This is a genomic window from Actinosynnema sp. NPDC023794, from assembly GCF_040639675.1.
Taxonomy (GTDB): domain Bacteria; phylum Actinomycetota; class Actinomycetes; order Mycobacteriales; family Pseudonocardiaceae; genus Actinosynnema; species Actinosynnema luteola.
The window spans coordinates 69,212-90,297 of record NZ_JBFAFR010000004.1 but is presented as its reverse complement, the minus strand read 5'-3'; the positions used below and the strand labels follow the sequence as shown (position 1 = coordinate 90,297).

At 71.9% G+C, this 21,086-nt stretch carries 24 protein-coding genes; 19 read left to right on the top strand and 5 right to left on the bottom strand.

Annotated features, from left to right (window positions below; all coding sequences use genetic code 11):
- Nucleotides 1-51: 51 nt before the first annotated feature.
- Together AB0H12_RS11635 and AB0H12_RS11630 are read right to left on the bottom strand one after the other, a co-directional pair.
- Entirely contained in the window at nt 52-1,155 is a 1,104-nt protein-coding gene (locus AB0H12_RS11635; RefSeq protein WP_499622666.1) for a glycerophosphodiester phosphodiesterase, read from the bottom strand.
- 125 nt (nt 1,156-1,280) lie between these two features.
- A complete protein-coding gene (locus AB0H12_RS11630; protein ID WP_499622664.1) occupies nt 1,281-2,834 on the bottom strand; it encodes a Na+/H+ antiporter in 1,554 nt (517 codons plus the stop codon).
- 28 nt (nt 2,835-2,862) lie between these two features.
- Here AB0H12_RS11630 and AB0H12_RS11625 point away from each other — a divergent pair, with 28 nt between their 5' ends.
- From AB0H12_RS11625 to AB0H12_RS11585, 9 genes are all read left to right on the top strand, one after another.
- Entirely contained in the window at nt 2,863-3,123 is a 261-nt protein-coding gene (locus AB0H12_RS11625) for a UBP-type zinc finger domain-containing protein (RefSeq protein WP_230570769.1), read from the top strand.
- A gap of 119 nt (nt 3,124-3,242) precedes the next feature.
- Nucleotides 3,243-5,225, top strand: a complete 1,983-nt coding sequence (locus tag AB0H12_RS11620) for a TRAP transporter permease (protein WP_499622663.1) — start codon at nt 3,243-3,245, stop codon at nt 5,223-5,225.
- Entirely contained in the window at nt 5,206-6,198 is a 993-nt protein-coding gene (locus AB0H12_RS11615; protein WP_499622661.1) for a TAXI family TRAP transporter solute-binding subunit, read from the top strand. Before AB0H12_RS11620 ends, AB0H12_RS11615 begins: the two co-directional genes overlap by 20 nt.
- A gap of 28 nt (nt 6,199-6,226) precedes the next feature.
- Complete coding sequence (purD, locus tag AB0H12_RS11610; RefSeq protein ID WP_499622660.1) at nt 6,227-7,483, top strand: phosphoribosylamine--glycine ligase; 1,257 nt, start codon at nt 6,227-6,229, stop codon at nt 7,481-7,483.
- A 139-nt stretch (nt 7,484-7,622) separates the two neighbouring features.
- A complete protein-coding gene (locus AB0H12_RS11605; RefSeq protein ID WP_230570765.1) occupies nt 7,623-8,075 on the top strand; it encodes a hypothetical protein in 453 nt (150 codons plus the stop codon).
- Between the two features lie 19 nt (nt 8,076-8,094).
- On the top strand, nt 8,095-8,661 hold the full coding sequence (locus AB0H12_RS11600) for a DUF3558 domain-containing protein (protein ID WP_499622658.1): 567 nt from the start codon (nt 8,095-8,097) through the stop codon (nt 8,659-8,661).
- A 10-nt stretch (nt 8,662-8,671) separates the two neighbouring features.
- Nucleotides 8,672-9,958 carry a PPE domain-containing protein gene (locus AB0H12_RS11595; RefSeq protein WP_499622656.1) on the top strand — a complete coding sequence of 429 codons (1,287 nt, stop codon included), beginning with the start codon at nt 8,672-8,674 and terminating at the stop codon, nt 9,956-9,958.
- 1 nt (nt 9,959) lies between these two features.
- Nucleotides 9,960-10,727 (top strand): ESX secretion-associated protein EspG, encoded by a 768-nt coding sequence (locus AB0H12_RS11590; protein WP_499622655.1) that lies wholly within the window; start codon nt 9,960-9,962, stop codon nt 10,725-10,727.
- A 103-nt stretch (nt 10,728-10,830) separates the two neighbouring features.
- Nucleotides 10,831-11,364 (top strand): ESX secretion-associated protein EspG, encoded by a 534-nt coding sequence (locus AB0H12_RS11585; protein ID WP_499622654.1) that lies wholly within the window; start codon nt 10,831-10,833, stop codon nt 11,362-11,364.
- Between the two features lie 97 nt (nt 11,365-11,461).
- Here AB0H12_RS11585 and AB0H12_RS11580 read toward each other — a convergent pair whose 3' ends face one another.
- Nucleotides 11,462-11,842, bottom strand: a complete 381-nt coding sequence (locus AB0H12_RS11580) for a VOC family protein (protein WP_499622652.1) — start codon at nt 11,840-11,842, stop codon at nt 11,462-11,464.
- 59 nt (nt 11,843-11,901) lie between these two features.
- Here AB0H12_RS11580 and AB0H12_RS11575 point away from each other — a divergent pair, with 59 nt between their 5' ends.
- The 3 genes from AB0H12_RS11575 (at nt 11,902) to AB0H12_RS11565 (ending at nt 14,109) form a co-directional block, all read left to right on the top strand.
- The gene (locus tag AB0H12_RS11575; protein WP_499622651.1) at nt 11,902-13,056 is read left to right on the top strand and encodes a pyridoxal phosphate-dependent aminotransferase; all 1,155 of its coding nucleotides are present in this window, start codon (nt 11,902-11,904) and stop codon (nt 13,054-13,056) included.
- 67 nt (nt 13,057-13,123) lie between these two features.
- A complete protein-coding gene (locus tag AB0H12_RS11570; protein WP_181320179.1) occupies nt 13,124-13,297 on the top strand; it encodes a hypothetical protein in 174 nt (57 codons plus the stop codon).
- 59 nt (nt 13,298-13,356) lie between these two features.
- On the top strand, nt 13,357-14,109 hold the full coding sequence (locus tag AB0H12_RS11565; RefSeq protein WP_499622650.1) for a potassium channel family protein: 753 nt from the start codon (nt 13,357-13,359) through the stop codon (nt 14,107-14,109).
- A gap of 17 nt (nt 14,110-14,126) precedes the next feature.
- Here AB0H12_RS11565 and AB0H12_RS11560 read toward each other — a convergent pair whose 3' ends face one another.
- Together AB0H12_RS11560 and AB0H12_RS11555 are read right to left on the bottom strand one after the other, a co-directional pair.
- On the bottom strand, nt 14,127-14,708 hold the full coding sequence (locus tag AB0H12_RS11560; protein ID WP_499622648.1) for an HAD family hydrolase: 582 nt from the start codon (nt 14,706-14,708) through the stop codon (nt 14,127-14,129).
- Between the two features lies 1 nt (nt 14,709).
- Nucleotides 14,710-15,729: a threonine aldolase family protein gene (locus AB0H12_RS11555; RefSeq protein WP_499622647.1), complete on the bottom strand. Its 1,020-nt coding sequence runs from the start codon at nt 15,727-15,729 to the stop codon at nt 14,710-14,712.
- Nucleotides 15,730-15,881: 152 nt separating this feature from the next.
- Here AB0H12_RS11555 and AB0H12_RS11550 point away from each other — a divergent pair, with 152 nt between their 5' ends.
- From AB0H12_RS11550 to purB, 7 genes are all read left to right on the top strand, one after another.
- Entirely contained in the window at nt 15,882-16,400 is a 519-nt protein-coding gene (locus AB0H12_RS11550) for a SigE family RNA polymerase sigma factor (protein ID WP_499622646.1), read from the top strand.
- A gap of 17 nt (nt 16,401-16,417) precedes the next feature.
- Nucleotides 16,418-17,173: a hypothetical protein gene (locus tag AB0H12_RS11545; RefSeq protein WP_499622645.1), complete on the top strand. Its 756-nt coding sequence runs from the start codon at nt 16,418-16,420 to the stop codon at nt 17,171-17,173.
- Between the two features lie 62 nt (nt 17,174-17,235).
- Nucleotides 17,236-17,583 carry a DMT family transporter gene (locus tag AB0H12_RS11540; protein ID WP_499622644.1) on the top strand — a complete coding sequence of 116 codons (348 nt, stop codon included), beginning with the start codon at nt 17,236-17,238 and terminating at the stop codon, nt 17,581-17,583.
- A gap of 13 nt (nt 17,584-17,596) precedes the next feature.
- Nucleotides 17,597-18,181 (top strand): TetR/AcrR family transcriptional regulator, encoded by a 585-nt coding sequence (locus tag AB0H12_RS11535; protein ID WP_499622643.1) that lies wholly within the window; start codon nt 17,597-17,599, stop codon nt 18,179-18,181.
- Nucleotides 18,182-18,229: 48 nt separating this feature from the next.
- Nucleotides 18,230-18,760: an RNA polymerase sigma factor gene (locus tag AB0H12_RS11530; RefSeq protein ID WP_499622642.1), complete on the top strand. Its 531-nt coding sequence runs from the start codon at nt 18,230-18,232 to the stop codon at nt 18,758-18,760.
- Nucleotides 18,757-19,569, top strand: a complete 813-nt coding sequence (locus AB0H12_RS11525) for a hypothetical protein (protein ID WP_499622641.1) — start codon at nt 18,757-18,759, stop codon at nt 19,567-19,569. Before AB0H12_RS11530 ends, AB0H12_RS11525 begins: the two co-directional genes overlap by 4 nt.
- A 47-nt stretch (nt 19,570-19,616) precedes the next feature.
- A complete protein-coding gene (gene purB / locus AB0H12_RS11520) occupies nt 19,617-21,050 on the top strand; it encodes an adenylosuccinate lyase (protein WP_499622639.1) in 1,434 nt (477 codons plus the stop codon).
- Nucleotides 21,051-21,086: the final 36 nt, after the last annotated feature.

Genomic DNA, 21,086 nt, shown 5'->3' with positions numbered 1-21,086 from the left:
GCGGACGCCGGGGTCCGGCCGGGTGGTGACCCCGGCCGGACCCCGCGTGCGTCAGCCCTTGCGGGCTTCCACGGCGGTGTCGGGGTTGTCGGCGAACACGCCGTCCAGGCCCGTCGCGTAGAACTTCGCGTACTCGCCGAACGCGTCGCCGTACGCGGCCGGGTCGGTGGACTTGCGGAAGTCCGCCGGCAGGAACGTGTTCTCGTTGCGGAACGTCCAGGCGTGCACGATCAGGCCACGCGTGTGCGCGTCACGCACCAGGGTGGTCGGCTCGCGCAGGAAACCCGCCGCGTCCCGCGGGATGATCCGGTCCTTCGCCGCGCCGATGCCGTTGGCGTAGGTGCGGATCTCGCGCAGGCCCTCCGGCGTCACGAGGTCGCTGTAGGTGCGCTTGTCACCGGCCTTGACGAAGTCGTACGGCGCGCCCGACCCGTTGATCAGCTGCACCAGCGGCACCCGCAGCTTCCCCTTGAGCTGCTTGAGGTTGGCCACCTCGAACGACTGCACGTACACCTTCGCGCCGTGCCGGTTCAGGCCCGCCTTCGTCAGCACGTCGACCAGGCGCGGCTCCAGCGGCAGGCCGATGTCCTGGAAGTACGTCGGGTGCTTGGTCTCGGGGTAGATGCCGATGTCGCGACCGAGCTCGCGGGTCAGCCGGCGGGACAGGTCGATGACCTCCTCCAGCGTCGGCACCTCGAACCGGCCGTCGTAGAGGGTGTTGCGCGGCCGGACCTCCGGGATGCGCTCCTTGGCCCGCAACGTCTTCAGCTCGGCGAGCGTGAAGTCCTCGGTGAACCAGCCGGTGATCGACGTGCCGTCGATGACCTTGGTGGCCTTGCGCGCGGCGAACTCCGGGCGCGCCGAGACGTCCGTCGTGCCGCCGATCTCGTTCTCGTGCCGGGCGACCAGCTTGCCGTCCTTGGTCACCACCAGGTCGGGCTCGACGTAGTCCGCGCCCATCCGCGCGGCCAGCTCGTACGCGGCCAGCGTGTGCTCGGGCCGGTAGCCCGACGCGCCGCGGTGGCCGATCACCAGCGGGCCCTTGCGGGACGACGCCACCTCCGCGTCACCGCTCGCCGACGCCGAGGGCAGCACCACCGCCCCCGCCACCGCGAGCGCCGCGAGCGCCGCCCCGACGATCCTCGTCCGCACCATCGCCGACCTCCTCGACTTCACTCCTGACGCGCGGCAGCCTCGTCGCGCACCGCGACGTCCCGGACACGCTAAGGCGAAGCACAGGCCACGTCACGGTGAACGCGTGGGGGGTGGTTCGGTGTTCGTCACTCCCTGGATATGGCCGCTTCCTCCAGGTCGAGTTCGCGGAGCACCCGGAACAGCACCTCGTCGTCGATCCGCCCGTCGTCGCGCGCCTGGATGAACACCTGCCGCTCGGCCTCCAGCATCGTGCGCCGCAGCCGACGGTACGACGCGGCCGGGCTCTCGTCCTCCTGCCTGCCCAGCCGCTCCCACGCCGCGTTGCCCCGGTGCTCGGCCATGATCCGCAGCCGGTCGACGACCTCGTCCGACGTGCCGGCGTCGTCGCCGAGCACCTCGTCCAGCTTGCGCACGGCGGCCTGCGCGGCGGCGTGCTGCACCTGCGCCTCGGCCAACGCGTCGGTCCGCTCCTCGTCACCGCGGAACCCGAGCTTGCGGATCACGAACGGCAGCGTGAGGCCCTGGAGGAGCAGCGTGCCCACGGTGACCACGAACGCGCAGAACACGATCACCTCGCGTCCCGGCAGGTCGAGCGGCAACGCGCTCGCCGCGGCCAGCGACACCACGCCGCGCATCCCCGCCCACGACAGCACCGTCACGCCACGCCACCCCGGCGCCCGCTCGCGCTCCCGGACCCGCTTCGACAGCAGCTGCGGCAGGTACGCGGCCGGGTACATCCACGCGAACCGCACCAGGATCGTCGCCGCCAGCACGGCCGCCGCCGCCCACCCCAGGCCGGCGGTGATGTCCACGTCCCGCACCACGCTGTTGAGCTGCAAGCCGATCAACGCGAACACGAACGACTCCAGCAACACGTCCACCGACCGCCACACCGCCGTGTCCTGCAGGCGCGTGTAGTACGAGCTGCGCGGCGCGTTGTGCCCGATGTAGAGCCCGGCGATGACGACCGCGAGCACACCGGAGGCGTGCAGCTCCTCGGCGAAGATGTACGCGCCGAACGGCACCAGCATGCCGACCGCGCTCTCCAGCACGCCGTCGTCGAGGCGGTCGCGGACCCACCGCACGCCCCAGCCGATCGCCAACCCGACGAGCACGCCGCCACCCGCGCTGACCACGAACGTGCGGGTGCCGTCCACCCAGGTCGCGGCGGCGCCGGCGGCCACCGCCACGGCCACCTTGTAGGCCGTCAGCGCGGTCGCGTCGTTGATCAGGCTCTCGCCGGTGAGCAGCGTCATCGTCCGGCGCGGCAGGTTGAGCCGCCGGCCGACCGCGACCGCGGCGACCGCGTCCGGCGGCGCCACCACCGCGCCCAGCACCAGCGCCGCGGGCAGCGACAGCTCGGGCAGGACCAGGTGCGCGACCCAGCCGACGGCCATCGTGGTGGCCAGCACCAGGCCCACCGCGAGCAGGCCGATCGGCCTCAGGTTCGCCCGGATGTTGTGGTAGGAGCTGTCCAGGGCGGCCGAGTACAGCAGCGGCGGCAGCACCAGGACCAGGATCAGCTCCGGTTCCAGCGCGAACTCCGGCAAGCCGGGGATGAACGACACCGCCAGCCCGACGCCCACCAGCACCAGCGGGGCCGACCAGTTGAGGCGTTTCGCCGCCGCCGTGACGAGCAGCGCGCCGACGAGCAACAGGAGCAGTTCCGGACCGTGCATGGCGCAATCTTGCGTGATGATGACCGGTATGACCTGTCCTCATGTCCCAGATCTCCCGGACTCCGTCACCCCGGACAACCCCGAGGGCTGCGCCGACTGCCTGGCCGCAGGTGAGCACAACTGGGCCCACCTGCGGATCTGCCTGTCCTGCGGGCACGTCGGGTGCTGCGACTCCAGCCCGCGCCGGCACGCGACCGCGCACTTCCACGCCTCGGAACACCCCGTGATGCGGTCGTTCGAGCCGGAGGAGGACTGGCGGTGGTGCTACGTCGACGCCCGGATCGTGTGATCCCGTCGGTCTCGGCGCAGCGGTCTTTACAGTCCCTTTAGACGGTCGCTCTATGGCTGTGACCGGCGACACAAGTAGCTTCGTGAGCGCTTCATCCAGCGCGACACGAAGGGGTGCGCGTGGCGACCAAGCCGCAGGTCGAAGTAGACGAACTGCTCGCCGAGTACGACGAGGAGCGCCCGTCGCGCGCCTTGTCCCGGAGGTGGGAGCTGGGCGTGTGGGTGGCGGGTCTCGCCATCGCGCTGCTCGTGCTCAAGCAGGTGTTCTGGCCGTTCAGCAAGGGCGGCCAGTACTACCTGGTGATCTTCCTGGCGGTCACGCTGCCGCTGGTCTTCCTCTGCTACCGGCCGCGCGGCAGGCGCGGTGAGGCCGACGACCCCGGTGTCGTGGACTGGGTGGCGGCGGTGTGCGCGTTCGTGGTGGGCGCCTACCCCCTGTTCGGCGGGTTCGACGCGTTCCTCGACCGCCAGGGGCAGCTGACCGCGCTCGACATCATCGCCGGCTCGTTGCTGCTGGTGCTGATCCTGGAGGCGTGCCGGCGGACCACCGGCTGGGTGCTGCCGGTCGTCTGCGTCGGGTTCATCGCGTTCGCCTACTACGGCGGGTTCCTGCCACCGTCCTGGGCGATCTCGCACGCCGGCGTGGACTTCTCGCAGATCATCAACGGCTTCTACAACGACGCGACCGGGTTCTACGGGACGCCGCTGGACGTCGCCGCCACGTACATCGTGCTGTTCACGATCTACGGGTCGGTGCTGAACGCGTCCGGCGCGGGCACGTTCTTCGTGGACATCAGCTTCTCCGCGTTCCGCAAGTCGCGCACCGCGCCGGGCCGCACCGCCGCCACCGCCGGTTTCCTGCTCGGCACGGTGTCCGGGTCGGGCACCGCGACCACCGTGTCGCTGGGCGCGGTGACGTGGCCGATGCTGAAGAAGGCGGGCTACCCGAAGGAGAACGCGGGCGGGCTGCTCGCCGCGTCCGGCATCGGGGCGATCCTGTCGCCGCCGACGCTCGGCGCGGCGGCGTTCATCATCGCCGAGTACCTGGAGACGTCCTACCTGCAGGTGCTGATCTGGGCGATCCTGCCGACCCTGCTGTACTACCTGGGCATCGCGCTGGCCGTGGAGATCGACGCGCGCAAGTTCGGCGCGAAGCCGGTGGAGATCGACTCGCCGAGCCCGTGGGCGCTGCTCAAGCAGGGCGGGTACCACTTCCTGTCGCTCGCGGTGATCGTGGTGTTCCTCGCCCTGGACATCCCGGTGTTCTCCGCCGTCGTCTACGCGACCGGTGTCGCGGCGCTGTTCGCGCTGGTGGCCAAGCGCGGCGACGTGCGGGCGTGGCTGAAGGCGATGGCGGACTCGCTGTCGCTCGGGGTGCGGTCGGCGTTGCCGGTGATCGCGGTGTGCGCGGCGGCGGGCGTGATCACGTCGACGATCACCAAGACCGGGCTCGGCCAGGAGCTGGCGTCGGCGCTGGTCGACCTGGCCGGCGCGATCTCGTCCAACCCGACCGCGGTGCTGTTCGTCACGGTGGTGCTGGCGGCGTTCGCGGTGAGCCTGCTCGGCCTGGCCGTGCCGGTGACGGCGTCGTTCATCATCTCGTGGGTCGTCATCGGGCCCGCGCTGATCGAGCTGGGCGTGGCGCGCGAGGAAGCGGCCATGTTCATCTTCTACTACGCGGTGCTGTCCGAGGTGACGCCGCCGACGGCGCTCGCCGCCGTGGCCGCCGCCGCGATCACCGGCGGCGACGTGATGAAGACGATGTGGCGGACGTGGAAGTACACGCTGCCCGCGTTCCTCGTGCCGCTGGCGTTCGTGCTGACCGACAACGGCGCCGGGCTGTTGCTGCGCACGTCGTTCCTCGACGGCGTGTGGGTGTTCGCCGTCTCCGCGCTGGGCGTGGCGGCGCTGGCCGTGCTCACCGGCGGCTGGATGTTCGGTCGCGCGCGGTGGCCGGAACGCGTGCTGTGCGCGCCCGCCGCCGTCGCCCTGCTCTACCTGCAACCCGTCACCATCGCCGTCGGCCTGGGATTCCTGCTGGTCGCGGTCGCGGTGCACGTCGTCCTACGGAGGAAGGAACAGCATGCGCAGCTGGACGCTTAGGGTCGCCGTCGGCGTGCTCTCGGTCGGCTTGGTCGCCGCCGGGTGCGGCGGGAAGCAGACCCCCGCCGCATCGAACGGCGACCCGGGCACAGCCGCCTGCGAGGCGGCCGACGGGCGGATCACCATCGCGACCGGCAACTCCGGCGGCGTGTACTACGTCGTCGGCGGCGGGCTGGCGAAGCTGATCAGCGACAACACCAAGCTCAAGGCCACCGCCGCCGAGACCGGCGCGTCGGTGCAGAACATCCAGCAGCTCGTCGCGGGCGACTACGACATGGCGTTCTCGCTGGCCGACACGGCGGCGGACGCGGTCGCGGGCAAGGGCGCGTTCGACGGCAAGCCGCAGCAGGTGCAGGCGCTGACCAGGCTGTACCCGAACTACACGCAGGTGCTGGTCAGGTCCGATTCCGGGATCGACTCGGTCGCCGACATGCGCGGCAAGCGGATCTCGACGGGATCGCCCAAGTCGGGCACCGAGGTGATCGCGCAGAGGCTGCTGACGGCGGCCGGGCTGAACCCGGAGACCGACGTGCAGGCGCAGCGGCTCGACCTGGCCAAGACCGCGGACGGGATGAAGGACGGCAGCATCGACGGCCTCGTCTGGTCCGGCGGCCTGCCCACCGCGCAGATCACCGACATCACCACGTCGCTGAAGGACAAGGTCAAGTTCATCGACATCACGCCGCAGCTCGACGCCTTGAAGAAGATCAACGAGGTGTACGACCGGGGCGTCATCCCGGCCGCGACCTACGGGCAGCCCGCGGACGTGCCGACGGTGGCCGTGCCGAACGTGCTGCTCGTGCGCACGGACTTCCCCGAGGGCGACGCGTGCGCCGTGACCAAGCTCATCTACGAGAAGAAGTCGGACCTGGAGGCCGTGCACCCGGCGGCCAAGGACATCGTGCAGGAGAAGGCCGGGATGACCGATCCGGTGCCGCTGCACCCCGGCTCGCTGGACGCACTGGGCGAATGACCGGGTGGGTCATCTAGGCTTCCGCACCGTGCGTGTCCTGGTCATCGGGTCTGGCGCCCGTGAACATGCCCTTGTCCTCGCTTTGTCGCGGGATCCTTCGGTGATCGCGTTGGCCTGTGCGCCCGGCAACGCCGGCATCGCCGGTGTCGCCGAGACCTACGGGGTCGACGTCACCGACGGCGGCGCGGTCGCGGCCCTGGCCAAGGAGTGGAACGCCGACCTGGTCGTGGTCGGGCCGGAGCAGCCCCTGGTGGCGGGTGCGGCGGATGCCGTGCGCGCGATCGGGATCCCCTGCTTCGGCCCGTCGGCCGCGGCGGCGCGGATCGAGGGCTCGAAGGCGTTCGCGAAGGACGTCATGGCCGCCGCGGGCGTGCCGACCGCCGTGTCGGAGATCGTCGACAACCCGGCCCGGCTCGACTCGGCGCTGACCCGGTTCGGCCCGACGTGGGTCGTGAAGGACGACGGCCTGGCCGCGGGCAAGGGCGTGGTCGTCACCACGGACCGCGCCGTGGCCCGCGCGCACGCCATGACGTTGCTCGACCACGGCCACCCGGTGCTGCTGGAGTCGTTCCTCGACGGTCCGGAGGTGTCGCTGTTCTGCCTGGTGGACGGCGCCACCGTGGTGCCGCTGCTGCCCGCGCAGGACTTCAAGCGCGTCGGCGACGGCGACTCGGGCCCCAACACCGGCGGCATGGGCGCGTACTCGCCCCTGCCCTGGGCCGCGCCCGACCTCGTGGACACGATCGTGTCAACTTGCGTCCAGCCGGTCGTCGACGAGCTGGCGCGCCGCGACACCCCGTTCACCGGCCTGCTGTACGCGGGCCTGGCCCTGACCTCCACCGGCCCGCAGGTGATCGAGTTCAACTGCCGGTTCGGCGACCCGGAGACCCAGGCCGTCCTGGCGCTGCTCCGCACCCCGCCGGCCGCCCTGTTCCACGCCGCCGCCACGGGCGCCCTCGCGTCCGCGCCGCCGTTGGAGTGGGCCGAGGGCCACGCCGTGACCGTCGTGATCGCCGCCGAGGGCTACCCCGGCCGGCCGCGCACGGGTGACGTGATCAGCGGGTCCGAGGCGGAGGGCGTCCTGCACGCGGGCACCCGCCGCCGCGAGGACGGCGCCGTCGTCTCGATCGGCGGCCGGGTCCTGTCGGTGGTCGGCACGGGCAAGACCCTGGCCGACGCCCGTGCCGAGGCCTACCGCCGGGTGGAGGGCGTCCACCTGACCGGCTCCCACCACCGCACGGACATCGCGCTGCGTGCGGCGAACGACGAGATCACCGTCCCCTAGCACCGCTCTCGCCCCACAAGTGACCCACCGCGGAACCGGCGCGGGGGTTTCTTCGTCCAACCTCAGACCTGGCTCACGTGGTCGTTGGTAGCCTCGAACCGGGTTCAATCCGTTACCGACCGTACGGGGGTAGGACGTCGTGGAACAGGAGACCGGCCTACTAGGAGCCGTCGCCGCCGCGGGGGGAGCCGTCGGCAAGGCGGTCGGCGACATGTTCATGGCGGAGAAGCGGCTGAACGACACCATGGCCGCCAGCCCCGGCTCGGGGCAGAAGTTCGAGGTCAGCCGGGACACCGTGCTGCAGGCCGGCAAGATCATCGACGACCAGGCGGACCGGTTGAACAAGGCCTTGGAAAGGGCCGGCAAGGACCTCAGAGTCGAACTCGGGGATGGCACCGACCCGGTGAACGCCGGTGTGGCCGCGGCGTGGAACAGCAGGCTGGTCGAAGCCGAGGATTCCTACGGCGAGCGCATTCGGCAGTACATCGACAGTCTCGACAGCCTGGTCAAGCAGCTGCGCTCGGTGGCCGAGCAGTACGGGTTCACCGAGGAAGAAGTCACCACGGCGTTCGGGGCGAAGAGTGTCCACTAGCTTTCTTCGCGTCGTGGTCGTGGCTGCGACCCTGGGACTGGTGGCCGTGGGCTGCACGGATCGCGAGCCCGGTGATGCCACTCCCGTCGGTGAAACGACGACCACGTCCACCGCGACGTCGGCGGCCCCCGAGAAGGTGCGACCGCGCGAGGTGAAGCTCGACGGGATCGATCCCTGCAAGGTTCTCACCACGGCGCAGATGGAAGAGCTCGCCGTGGTCGAAGCCGAGCGGAACGACGGTGACATCGTGAAGGCCGGCGACGAGCCGGTCTGCGCGTACGGCAACAACGACTCGCCTCGCGTCACCTATGAGGTCGGCTTGGTGACGACCAAGGGCATCGAGTACTGGCGCGGCAGCGGCAACGTCGCGGTGGAGCAGGTGGAGGTGAGCGGTTACTCCGCTGTGCAACTCACCTTCAAGGGCACGTCGACCGTGGACTGCGCCGTCTCCGTCGATGTCGCCGACGGTCAGCAGTTGTACGTGGACTTCTCGTCCATCGGGCAGACGCCTTCCCAGGAGCAGATGTGCGACAACGCGAAGAAGGCGGCCGAGCTGGCGCTCGTCACCTTGCCGACATTGGCGTGAGGGGAGAGTCATGAGCGGGCATCGAGACATTCCGGATTTCCGGTTCCAGGGTTACGACAACCAGGCGCTGGCCACCCTCGTCCAGCAGTTCCAGTCGGGTGACGCCGCGCAGAAGTTCAGCGACGCCTCGCACGCGCTCCGCGAGCTGTCCGCGAGCCTCATCGAGGTGGACGAGACCCTGCGCACGGAGCTGAAGAAGCTGGGCATCGACTGGCAGGGTGCCGCCGGCGAGCAGGCGAACCAGAAGACGACCGTCATGGCCGACTACGCGGCCGAGGCGGACGAGGCGGCGCAGCAGAACTCGCAGGCCACCGCGGTGCAGGGCGCCACGTACAGCCAGACCCGCAACGGGATGCCCGAGCCGCAGAAGTTGCGCGGTGACACGGAGACCCACATCGGTGACGACTTCCTCGGGTTCTTCGGGCACGAGACCGATCACGCCAAGGAGGTCAAGGAGACCCAGGCGGCTCGGGAGCAGGCGATCCGCGGGCTCGACCAGTACACCGAGGCCAGTCGGGACGCGCTGAACCAGTACCAGGGCATGAACAAGCCGCCGCAGTTCGACGTGACGGCGGCGTCCAGCGTCAGCACGCCGGTCGCGGCGGTGGGGCAGCTCGGTGGGACCACGCCCCAGATCCCCGGTGGCGTGCCCGGCGGTGTCCCCGGTGGTGTGCCGGGCGGCCTGCCCGGTGGCTCGGTCGGTGTGCCGCCGCAGGTGCCCGGGATGCCCGGTGGCTCGACCGGGTTGTTGCCGAACCCGCCGGGTGGCCAGACGGTGCTGCCGCCGGCCGCGTTCGGCGGCAAGCCGGGTGGTGGGTCCAACTTCGGGTTGGGGCTCGGGCTCGGGTTGGCCGGTGGGCTCGGGCTCGGGCTGGCGGCGACGCAGGCGCGCGGTGCGCGGCTCGTCCGCAACACCGCGCCCGCGATGCCCGGTGGCGCCAAGGCGCCTGAAGGCCCCGCCGGCGGCAAGGGCACCGGTGGTGGCACCGCCGGCAAGGGCGGTGTGCCCGGGATGCCCGGTGTGCCCAGCACGTTGACCGGGAAGTCCGGCATCTCCGCGACGATCGGCGCCATCGACCCCGACGAGCGCGCGCCCGGTCGTGGCGCGGCCGGTGGTGTCGCGGGCAAGGCCGGTGTGGGTTCCTCGATGTTGCAGCCGGCGGCCACCGCCAAGGGCGGGCCGGGCGAGGAGGACGGGGAGCACGTCCGCAAGTACGGCGTCGACTCCGACGACGTGTTCGGTGACGAGCGGATGGTCGTGCAGTCGGTCATCGGCGACGAGATCGAGAAGAAGTGAAGTGAGCGGCACGGTTGTCCTGTCCACGTTGGAGTTCGACGTCGCGTGGGAGGGTGAGCGACTTGCCCGGCGCAACGTCGCGCTGGACGTGCCGAGCCCGGGCATCACGCACACCGAGCGCGCCGTGTTCGTCGAGCAGGCCTGGGGCTCGCTCACCGAGCGCGGGCTGGCGGCCAACCGGCGGTTGACGCCCGAGTTGGCCGACGCGTTCGCGCTGCTGGCCAACCCGCAGGTGTCGATCGACCTGTGGATCTGGGTCGACCGCCGCAAGATCAAGGGTCTTGCGGCGGCGGCCGGTGACGAGGGCATCCTCGCCGTGGTCGACGGCGACGAGGTGTGGCTGATCGAGTCACGGGCCGGCGCGCTGGCCGAGGCGGCGGTGTCGGTCGCCGGCGACATGCCCGCCGGGCACGGGCGGTCGATCAGCCTGCCGAACGACGTGCTGCGCGCGGCGTCCGACGAGGCCGGGCGGGACGCGGAGAAGCTGATGCTGGCGCTGGAGCGGCACGGGTTGCCGCTGCACGAGGCGCAGGAGCTGGCCGGCATGTGCGACGGGATGAGCACCCGCGGCCAGTTCGGCGTCGAACGCGCCCAGCTCGGCGGCCCGCCCGTGCGCGCGGGTCGCGTGGTCGCCTGGCACGACACGCCGTCCGGCCGGTACCTGCACCAGGTCCGACCCAGTTCGGACGGTCGCAACTGGAGCACGATCACCCCGATCGACAACGCCCGGCTCGCCGGGTGCGTGTGGGAGCTGGTGCAGGAGGTCTGAGTTCCCGGCGCCAAAACGGAACCCGTGCGTCCTCCAGGACGTCAGTTCCGGAGCGGGCTGGGGGGCCGGAGCAATGCCCGCCGTCATTCGGGAGTGACGTCTGGTGACCAATGCGACCCTCAGCGCCACCGCGTTCCGCACCGCCTGGGAACACCTCGACCTCGGCGCCATGCCGATCGTGCTGCACGTGCAGGACGACCCCGCGCCGTGGAGCCACCTCACCGCCCAAGGACTGGCACGCGGCGGCGAACTCGACCCCTGGCTCGGCGCGGCGTTCAAGCTCATCGCCAACCCGCCGCGGTCGGCGGACCTGCGGCTGGGCATGGGCAGAGCCGCGGTGCGCGCGCTGGCCGCCTCCACCGGCTCGGGCTCGGGCTCGGTGCTGGCCGTGCTGACCCGGGACCTGCTCACCGTGCGGGAGGTCGACGCCGACCTCGCCGCCGCGCTGGTCGGGCTGCTGCCCGGACTCGCCGACGGCCTGGTCGGCGGACCGGACCTGCGCGGCCAGTTCGGCGCCGCGGCGATCGACCGGAGCGGGCGGCGCAGGCGTGCGGCGGACGTGGTCGACTTCCACGGACCGGTCGACCCCGACGTGCTGCGGAAGAGGATCACCGGCCTGCTGGAGGAATTCCTCTGATGACGGCGGTGTGCTCGCCGGTTTCCGTCCTGCGGTCGGACGCCGCGGAGGAGATCCGGGGGGCCGGGTCGGTGGTGCTGGTGGCGTTCGGTGGGTGTCAGGGCCAGGTGTTGGCCTGCGAATCGAACAGTTCGGTGGGGCTGTGGACGGGGAGCACGCACAGCAGGTGGCCGCCGGGGGCGCGCAGGATCCGGCACTCCAGCCAGCGGGACACCTCGGTCGCGCCGAGCGCCAGCAGCCGTGCCGTCTCGGCCTCGACGTCGTCGGTCTCGATGTCGAGGTGGAAGCGGGGCTCGTCGTCCACCGCCTGCACGGCGGCGACGAGGTGCGGCAGGGCGTTGTGCAGTGAGGTGAACTGCTCCTCGCCCGGCACCGGGTGGGCGGTGGCGCCGAGGGCCGCCGACCAGAAGGCGGCGGACCGGTCGGCCTCGGCACGGGGTGTGTCGATCAGCAGGGCGTAGACGCGGCTGCGGTGCATGGTGACGACAGTAGTGGTGACCTGCGGATCTTCCCGGGGCGTCGATTAGCCTGGCCGCCATGGTTGGTGTTGCCGGGCGTGCCGATGTGCCTCCCTTCCACGTCATGGAGGTGCTGTCCGCCGCGGCGCGGCGGCAGCGGGTCGTAGGGGACGTCGTGTCGTTGGCGGCGGGGCAGCCGTCCAGTCCGGCCCCGACGCCGGTGCTGGAGGCCGCCCACCGGGCCCTGCGCGAGCAGACGTTGGGCTACACCGAGCAGCTGGGGATCGTGGAGCTGCGGGAAGCCCTGGCCGGTCACTACTCCCGGCAGTACGGGCTGGAGATCTCGGCGGACGACGTCGTGGTGACCACCGGCTCGTCCGGCGGGTTCCTGCTGGCGTTCCTCGCCGCCTTCGAGGCGGGCGACCGGGTCGCGTTGGCCCGGCCCGGCTACCCCGCCTACCGCAACATCCTCACGGCGCTCGGGTGCGAGGTGGTCGAACTGCCCTGCGGCCCGCAGACGCGGTTCCAGCCGACGGTGGCGATGCTGGACGACGCCGGTCCGCTCGACGGGCTGGTGGTGGCCAGCCCGGCGAACCCCACCGGCACCGTGCTGTCCCCGGACGAGCTGGCCGGCCTGTCGGCCTGGTGCGCCGAGCACGACGTGCGGCTCGTCAGCGACGAGATCTACCACGGCATCAGCTACGGCGCGCCCCTCGCCTGCGCGTGGCAGACCTCCCGTGACTCCATCGTGGTCAACTCCTTCTCCAAGGCCTTCGCCATGACCGGCTGGCGGTTGGGGTGGATGCTGCTGCCGCCCGACCTGCGCCGGGCGGTGGACCGGTTGACGGGCAACTTCACGCTCTGCCCGCCCGCGCTGGCCCAGCACGCGGCCGTCGCCGCGTTCGAGCCCGAGTCGTACGCGCAGACCGAGCGCCTGGTCGAGGGGTACCGCCTCAACCGCGACGTGCTGCTCAAGGGCCTGGCCGACCTCGGCATCGACGAGGTGGCCCCGGCCGACGGCGCCTTCTACGCCTACGCCGACGTCTCGCACCTCACCGACGACTCGATGGACTTCTGCCGCCGCCTCCTGGACGACACGGGGGTCGCGATCGTGCCGGGCGTCGACTTCGACCCCGTGCGCGGGCACGAGTTCATCCGGGTGTCCTTCGCCGGGGCCGCCCCCGACATCGAGGAGGCGTTGCGGCGGCTGGGCGCTTGGTTGTCGTCATCATGACGACATTTGTACTCCGGATCAGGGCCGAGGTGGGGAACTGATCCGCTGGTTCAGTCGTTCGGATGACATGGTCCGGATAATCCTGTGGCTGCTGGCGGCCTGGCTCGTGATCACCGTGCTCGGCGCCGTGATCGAGGGCGTCTTCTGGCTCGCGGTGATCGGTGGCGTGCTCTTCCTGGGCACCGCCGCGTACGGCGCCATCAAGAGCAACAAGCGCCCGAAGGGCATCAAAGGGCCCTGACCCTGCCTGTTCGACCTCACGAGCTGGTAAAACGCCGAGCCGACCCGCACCATGGGTCGGTGTTCGAGACCGATGAACGACGCCTCGCCCGGTGGGAGCGCCGCGCCGAGTGGCCGCTGACGGGCCTGGCGGTCCTCTTCGTGCTGGTCTACGCCTGGCAGGTCCTCGACGGCCGCTCGACCCCGGGCGTGCACACCGGGCTCGAGGTCGTCCTCTGGCTGATCTGGCTGGTCTTCGCGGTGGACTACGCCGTGCGCCTCACGCTCGCCGTCGACAAGCGCAAGTTCTTCGTCACCCACCTGTTCGACCTGCTCGCGGTCCTGCTGCCGATGGTCCGCCAGCTGCGCGTGCTGCGGCTGATCAGCGTCCTCAAGGTGCTCAACAAGCGGTTCGCGGGCAAGTTCCGGCAACGCGTCGGCGTCTACGCCGCGGGCGTCACCTTCCTGGTCGGCCTGTGCGCCTCACTCGCCGTGCTGGACGCGGAACGCCACCACCCGGACGCCTCCATCACCACGTTCGGCGACGCCGCGTGGTGGACGCTCACCACGATCTCCACCGTCGGTTACGGCGACCGCTACCCCGTCACCTGGGAGGGTCGCCTGGTCGCGGCACTGCTGATGATCGGCGGCATCGCCCTGCTGGGTGTCATCACCGGCACGATCGCGTCCTGGCTCGTCGAACGGCTCAGCGGGGTCGAGGACTCGGTGACCGAGGCCGAGCGGGCGACGGCGGCCGAACTCCGCCTGGTCCGGGCGGAGCTGGCCGAACTGCGCGAGGAGCTGCGCGCGGCGAGGGCCGACAGCGGCCGTTGAGACCTCGGCGGCACGGGCTAGGTCCCGAGCACCCGCCGCGCGTTCACCGGTCCCCGCCACAGCACGCCCTGGAGCCCGGCCGCGACCGCGCCGTCCACGTTCACCTGCCGGTCGTCGAAGAACACGCAGTCCGCCGGCCGCGCCCCGATCCGCTCCGCCAACGCGGCGAAGATCCGCGGGTCCGGCTTGGCCACGCCGAGGTCGCCGGAGAACACCAGGTGCCGGAAGTGCCTGGTCCACGGCTCCCGCTCGGCGGTCCGCGCGAACGACACGGGCGCGTTCGACAGCAGCGCCAGCGGCACGCCCGCCGACGCGAGCTCGGCCACCAGCTCCGCCGCGCCGGGCGCAGGCCGCAGCCACCCGCGCACGTCCACCTCGGTCAGCCGGCCGGCCAGCGCCTCGTCCACCGCCACGTCCACGGAGGCGCCGACCGCGCGCCAGTACTCCAGGTCGGACTGACCGGCGTCGTAGGCGTCCCGCGCGGCCCAGTACCCGCGGGAGAAGTCCTCGACCGGCACCCCGAGCAGCGCGGCCAGCGCGGGCAGCTCCCGGGTCGGCTCGCTGATCACCTCGCCGTAGTCGAACACCACCCAGCGCACGTCAGCTCGCCGACCCGATCCGGCGCAACGCCTCGGCCACGTCGTCCGCGTTCACGTCGCGGTGCAGCACGAACCGCACCTTGCCCGCCATCGGCCCGGCGAACACGCCCAGGTGCCGCAACCCGGTCAACGTCACCTCCAGGTCCGGCACGCCCGCCAGGACGATGTTGGTCTCCGGCTCGTCCACCTGCCAACCGAGCTCGGTCAGGCCCCGGGCCAGCGCGCGGGCGTTCGCGTGGTCGTGCGCGAGGTCGTCGATGCGGCCCAGCCCCACCAGCCCCGCGGCGGCCAGCACGCCACCCTGCCGCACACCGCCGCCGAGCATCTTGCGCACCCGCCGCGCCTCCGTGACGAAGGACGACGACCCGGCCACGACCGACCCGACCGGGGCGCCGAGCCCCTTCGACAGGCACACCTGCACCGTGTCCACCCCGACCGTCAACGCCGCGGGCGGCAGCCCGAGCGCCACGGCCGCGTTCCACAACCGGGCGCCGTCGAGGTGCACGCGCAGGCCGGTCTCCCGTGCCGCGGACACCAGCAACGCGTGCTCGTCGGGCTGCGTCACGGCCCCGCCGTCGGCGTTGTGCGTGTTCTCCAGGCACAAGAGCGTCGTGCGCAGCGCGTAGTACGGCCCGGACGTCCCCGCCGCCGCACGCACCGCGTCCGGTGACGCCCGACCGGGTCCCGCGTCGCACTCCAGCGGGTGCGGCATCCCGCCCGCGATCCACGCCGCCGTGCCGAGCTCGTTGTCGAGCACGTGCGCGCCGCGCGGCGCGAGGAACCGGTCGCCGGGCCGCAGGTGCACGGTCAGCGCGATCAGGTTGCCCATCGACCCCGACGGCACCCACAGCGCCGCCTCCACGCCCAACAGCTCCGCGACGCGTTCTTCGAGCCGGCGCATGGTCGGGTCGTGGTCGAGCACGTCGTCGCCGACCTCGGCGCCGGACATCGCCAGTCTCATGGCCTCGTCCGGCTGGGTGACGGTGTCGGATCGGAAGTCGAGTGGCGAGAGCTGGGTCACGAATGGATCACATCACACCGCGCAAGCCCTGACCCGGTCGTGTCGGCCATACCACGATGGGGGTGACGCAAGTCTCGGTGAACCGGCGTGCAACCGTGGGCGCCGTCGGTTCCGTCCGGTAAGTGCAAGCACGACGAGCGGAGAGAGTCCGCGTGGATCAGCGCGACGAGCAGGAGTTCGCGGAGTACTTCGTGGCTCGCCGGGAGGCCGTGCGCCGAACGGCGTTCCTGCTCTGTGGTGACTGGCACCGGGCGGACGACTTCGCGCAGACCGCGTTCGTCGCGTTGCACCGCAGGTGGCGCAAGGTCCGGGACAAGCAGGCCCTGGACGCCTACGTCCGCCGGACCCTGGTGCGCGCGGTGATCGACGAGTCGCGCCGGCCGTGGCGGCGGGAGCGCTTCGTGGACGAGGTCCCGGAGCAGCCTTCGGCCGACGGGGAGGTGGCCGACTCGGTGGCGACGCGCGAGGCGCTGGTCGCGGGCTTGCGGCGGGTGCCGCCGAGGCAGCGGGCGGTGCTCGTGCTCAGGTTCCTGGAGGGCCTGGACGTCGCGGCGGCGGCCGAGGCGCTCGGGTGTTCCGAAGGCACGGTGAAGAGCCAGACCTCGAGGGGACTGGAAGCCCTCCGCGACGCGTTGGGCGACACGATCGACGACTTGCGGCCGGCGTCGTGAGCGGGAGGAGGAGGTAGGTGGACGAGCAGAAGCTCGGCGAGCTGTTCCGCGACGCGACCCGGGACGCGCCGCCCCCGTCCTTCGACGTGGACGCCGTCCGGTCCGCCTCGGCGCGGGCGACCGCGCGGCGCAGGTCGGCCATCGCGGTCGGGTCCGCCATGGCGCTCGTGCTCGTGTTCGGCGGCCTGGCCGTCACCGCGAACCTCTGGGGGACCACGAGCAGCGACACGACCGCCGCGGGTTCCGCTGAGCGGGCTTCGTCCCCTAACGTCACTCCTTTCAGCGCTGGCGAGCCGGAGGTGCGGTCGAAGGACGCGCCGTCGGACCGCAGCGGTGGAAATCCGCCCGAGAGCATCCCCGATGACCCGTCTACGCAGGGGGACGAGCCATTGGGGAGCGCCGGTCGCACCGCGGCCGGCAGCGCCCAACGCGGGTGCGTTGAGGTGGACCGGGAGCTCGCCGTCGCCCTCGCCGACGAGCTCTCGGTCGCCAACGCCGATCAGGCCGCGCCCGCCGTGGCCGACTGCCCGACCGACGCGCGGGGCGCGAGCTTCCTCGTGCGCGACGGTGGCGTCTACGGCACGGTGTCCGCGGTGCTCGCACCGGCGGGCGCGGCCGAGCTGGTGGCGGCCGACTCACGGGCGTACGCGAGCGCCGAGACGTCCGACGGCCGGGAGCTGTACGTGCTCAGCCGGCCGGAGCAGGGCTCGTCGGAAGGTCCGCTGATGGACGACCTGGCGAAGCTCGCGGAACGGCTCGCCGCCCGCTTCTGAAGCCGCGGAGAGCGTGATCACCGGACATTCTAGTACTGGCGTACCACAAATCTGGTACATTCGTGCCAGATTGGGAGGTGGTCGTCATGGCGTGGGCCGTGCTCATCGTGTCCGGCTTCTTCGAGGCGGGCTGGGCGGTCGCGCTGAAGCTGTCCGACGGCTTCGGCAGGCTGTGGTGGACGGTGGCGTTCGCGGTGTTCGCGCTGATCAGCTTCGCCGGGCTGGCGTGGGCCATGAAGCAGCTGCCCGCCGGACCGGCGTACGCGGTGTGGACCGGGATCGGCGCGGCGCTCACCGCCGTGATCGGCATGATCTGGCTCGGCGACGGCGTCAGCACGATCAAGCTGGTCTCCCTCGGCCTCATCGTCAGCGGTGTCATCGGTCTCAACCTGGCCGGTGGCGGGCACTAGTACCTTTCCTGCAATGACAGCCGCAACGCCGAAGGGCGAACGCCGGCGCCAGGCGCTGGTCGAAGCCGCCGCCGGCCTCCTGGTCGACGGCGGCTTCGACGCGATCCGGCACCGCGCCGTCGCCGAGCGCGCGGGCCTGCCGCTGGCCTCCACCACGTACTACTTCGACTCGCTCGACGAGCTGGTGACCGCGGCCCTGGAGTTCCAGGGCAACGCCGAGCTGGCCTACGGCAAGGCCAGGCTGGACGAGCTGGACCCGCACGAGTGCGGCGGCGACGCGTTCGTCGAGCTCGTGCTCGACCTGCTGCTCGGACCGCCCGGCGACCGCGACGCCGAAGCCGTCCTGCTGCGCTACGAACGCCTCGTCGCCACGGGCAGGCGGCCCTACCTGCGGCCGTTGATGCGCCGGATGTCCGGCGAGCTGCACTCCCTGCTGTTCGACATCTTCGCCCGGGCCGGTCAGCCGGTCAGCCGCGAACGCGTCGAAGAGCTGATCGCGCTGGTCGACGGCGCCGTGGTGAACGCGCTCATCGAGATCAGCCCGGACCCCAGGGCCGCCGCGCGGCGGATGCTCGGGAAGTCGATGCAACCCCGCTGACACCCCACCGCGTGGAAGAGGGTGGGGCGCGGAAGGGGACCGGATCGCATGCGCAAGGCCGAAGAGCAGGGCTTCCGTGAGTTCGCGGTGAGCCACGCCGCGTCGTTGCGGCGCACGGCGTACCTGTTCTGCGGCGACTGGCACACGGCCGAGGACCTGATGCAGGCCAGCCTGCTCAAGCTGTACCAGGCGTGGCACCGGATCGAGTGGCGGGACAACGCGTCGGGGTACGCGCGGAAGGTGCTGCTGCGCACGTGGCTGGACGAGAAGCGCAGACCGTGGCGGCGGGCCGAGCAGCGGGACGGCGACGTGCCCGACGTCGCCGACGCGGCGGCGGACCCGGAACGGGCGGGTGAGCGGCTGTGGGCGCGCGACCTGGTGCACGCGGCGTTGCTGCGGGTGCCGCCGCGCCAGCGGGCCGTGCTGGTGCTGCGGTACTTCGAGGACCTGCCGGTGAGCGAGGTCGCGGTGGCGATGGGGTGCACCGAGGGCACGGTCAAGAGCCAGACGGCACGCGGGCTGGTGGCGCTGCGCGTGGCGGTCGAGGAACTCCAGCGAGGGGCGGTGGTGGCGTCATGAGCGAGGCAGACCTGCGGGAGGGGTTGCGGGCCGCGGTCGGTGACGAGCCGCCGCTGGACTTCGACGCCGACGAGCTGATCCGACGCGCTCAGCACGTGCGCAGGCGGCGGCGTGCGCTGGTGGCCGTGGCGGTGGCGACGCTCGCCCTCACCGGCACGGTGCTGGCCCTGCCCGGCGTGGTCGACCAGCGGCGGGGCGTCGACGCGGCGAGCGGGTCGGTGCTGACCACCACGGCGTCCGAGTCGGCGAGCGAGGCCGGGGTCCCGGCCGCGACACCGCCGGCGCCCACGGTCGAGCAGCCGACCACGGTCGAGCTGCCGAGCACCACCGCCGCGAAGCCCCTCACGGGCGGCGACACCGAGCTCTTCGCGTACCTGCGCAAGAGGTTCACCGAGGTCGCGCCGGACGCGAAGGTGATGTCGGCCGACGCCGCCGCGACCACCGACGCCCCGTCGGGGCACCCCTACGCGTGGCTGACCTTCGTCGACCGCGTGGGGACCAGCAGGGTGATGGTGCGGTTCACCCCGCCCGGGTCGGGGATGACCCGGGAGGCGTTCTGCGACGCGGCCGGGTGCGAGGGGCCGATCCGCCAGGAGGACGGCAGCTACGTGACGTCGTCCTGGACCGCCCTGCCGGAGCCGGAGGGCGTCATGCACACCGTGGCGCACTTCCGCCTCGACGGCTCGGTGGTGGAGGTCAGGGGTTTCGCCTACCAGCCGCCGGTGGACGGCGTGGTGCGGGAGAAGGTCGCGCTGACCTACGACCAGCTGGCGTCGCTGGCCACCGACCCGCTGCTGGGCGTGTCCTGACGCTCCCCGGCGTCCGGTCGCCCGTCCGGGCGAAATAAGCTGGTCACGTGACGGTCAAGCCCCGCATCGCCAATGTCCTCGCCGGTCGCTACGCCTCCACCGAGCTGGCCACGCTGTGGTCCGCCGAGCACAAGGTCGTGCTGGAGCGGCGGCTGTGGCTCGCCGTGCTGAAGGCGCAGGCCGAGCTCGGCATCGACGTGCCCGCCGAGGCCGTCGCGGACTACGAGCGGGTGGTCGAGCAGGTCGACCTGGCCTCCATCGCCGAGCGCGAGCGCGTCACCCGGCACGACGTGAAGGCGCGCATCGAGGAGTTCAACGCGCTCGCCGGGCACGAGCACGTGCACAAGGGCATGACCTCGCGCGACCTCACCGAGAACGTCGAGCAGCTGCAGGTGCTGCGGTCGCTGGAGCACGTGCGCGGCAAGACGGCGGCCGTCCTGGCGCGCCTCGCCCGCCGTGCCGCCGAGCACACCGACCTGGTGATGGCGGGCCGCTCGCACAACGTCGCCGCGCAGGCCACCACGCTCGGCAAGCGCTTCGCCACCGCGGCGGACGAGCTGCTGGCCGCGTTCCGCCGGCTGGACGAGCTGATCGCCCGCTACCCGCTGCGCGGCGTCAAGGGCCCGGTCGGCACCGCCCAGGACATGCTCGACCTGCTCGACGGCGACCGCGACAAGCTGGTCGAGCTGGAGCGGAGCGTCGCGGGCCACCTCGGCTTCACCACCGTGCTGACCAGCGTCGGCCAGGTCTACCCGCGGTCGCTGGACTTCGACGTCGTCTCGACCCTCGTGCAGCTGGCCGCGGGACCGTCGTCGCTGGCCAAGACGATCCGGCTGATGGCGGGCCACGAGCTGGTCACCGAGGGCTTCAAGCCGGGCCAGGTGGGCTCCAGCGCGATGCCGCACAAGATGAACACCCGGTCGTGCGAGCGGGTCAACGGCTTCGCGGTCATCCTGCGCGGCCACCTGTCGATGGTCGGCGAGCTGTCGGGTGACCAGTGGAACGAGGGCGACGTGTCGTGCTCGGTGGTGCGCCGGGTCGCGCTGCCGGACGCGTTCTTCGCCTTCGACGGGCTGCTGGAGACGTTCATCACGGTGCTGGACGAGTTCGGCGCGTACCCGGCCGTCGTCGCCCGCGAGCTGGACCGCTACCTGCCGTTCCTGGCGACCACGAAGGTGCTGATGGCGGCGGTGCGGGCGGGTGTGGGCCGGGAGACGGCGCACGAGGCCATCAAGGAGCACGCCGTCGCGGTGGCGCTGGCCATGCGCGAGCAGGGCCTGGCCGAGAACGACCTGCTGGACCGGCTCGCCGCCGACGAGCGCCTACCGCTGGACCGCGCCGCCCTGGACGGCCTGCTGGCCGACCGCCTGTCGTTCACCGGCGTGGCGGAGCACCAGGTCGCGGACGTGGTGCGGCAGGTCGAGGACGTGCTGGCGAAGTACCCGGCCGCCGCCGGCTACGTGCCCGAGCCCATCCTCTAGACCCCGCCCAACCCCGCCGGACCCGTCCGACCCACT

Bases quoted from the DNA above. Each gene is read 5' to 3' on its own strand.
- AB0H12_RS11575 (WP_499622651.1), top strand. From the start codon at position 11,902: ATGGTTGGTGTTGCCGGGCGTGCCGATGTGCCTCCCTTCCACGTCATG.
- AB0H12_RS11530 (WP_499622642.1), top strand. From the start codon at position 18,230: ATGCGCAAGGCCGAAGAGCAGGGCTTCCGTGAGTTCGCGGTGAGCCAC.
- AB0H12_RS11625 (WP_230570769.1), top strand. From the start codon at position 2,863: ATGACCTGTCCTCATGTCCCAGATCTCCCGGACTCCGTCACCCCGGAC.
- AB0H12_RS11535 (WP_499622643.1), top strand. From the start codon at position 17,597: ATGACAGCCGCAACGCCGAAGGGCGAACGCCGGCGCCAGGCGCTGGTC.
- AB0H12_RS11635 (WP_499622666.1), bottom strand. From the start codon at position 1,155: ATGGTGCGGACGAGGATCGTCGGGGCGGCGCTCGCGGCGCTCGCGGTG.
- AB0H12_RS11615 (WP_499622661.1), top strand. From the start codon at position 5,206: ATGCGCAGCTGGACGCTTAGGGTCGCCGTCGGCGTGCTCTCGGTCGGC.
- AB0H12_RS11570 (WP_181320179.1), top strand. From the start codon at position 13,124: ATGGTCCGGATAATCCTGTGGCTGCTGGCGGCCTGGCTCGTGATCACC.
- AB0H12_RS11580 (WP_499622652.1), bottom strand. From the start codon at position 11,842: ATGCACCGCAGCCGCGTCTACGCCCTGCTGATCGACACACCCCGTGCC.
- AB0H12_RS11595 (WP_499622656.1), top strand. From the start codon at position 8,672: ATGAGCGGGCATCGAGACATTCCGGATTTCCGGTTCCAGGGTTACGAC.
- AB0H12_RS11525 (WP_499622641.1), top strand. From the start codon at position 18,757: ATGAGCGAGGCAGACCTGCGGGAGGGGTTGCGGGCCGCGGTCGGTGAC.
- AB0H12_RS11630 (WP_499622664.1), bottom strand. From the start codon at position 2,834: ATGCACGGTCCGGAACTGCTCCTGTTGCTCGTCGGCGCGCTGCTCGTC.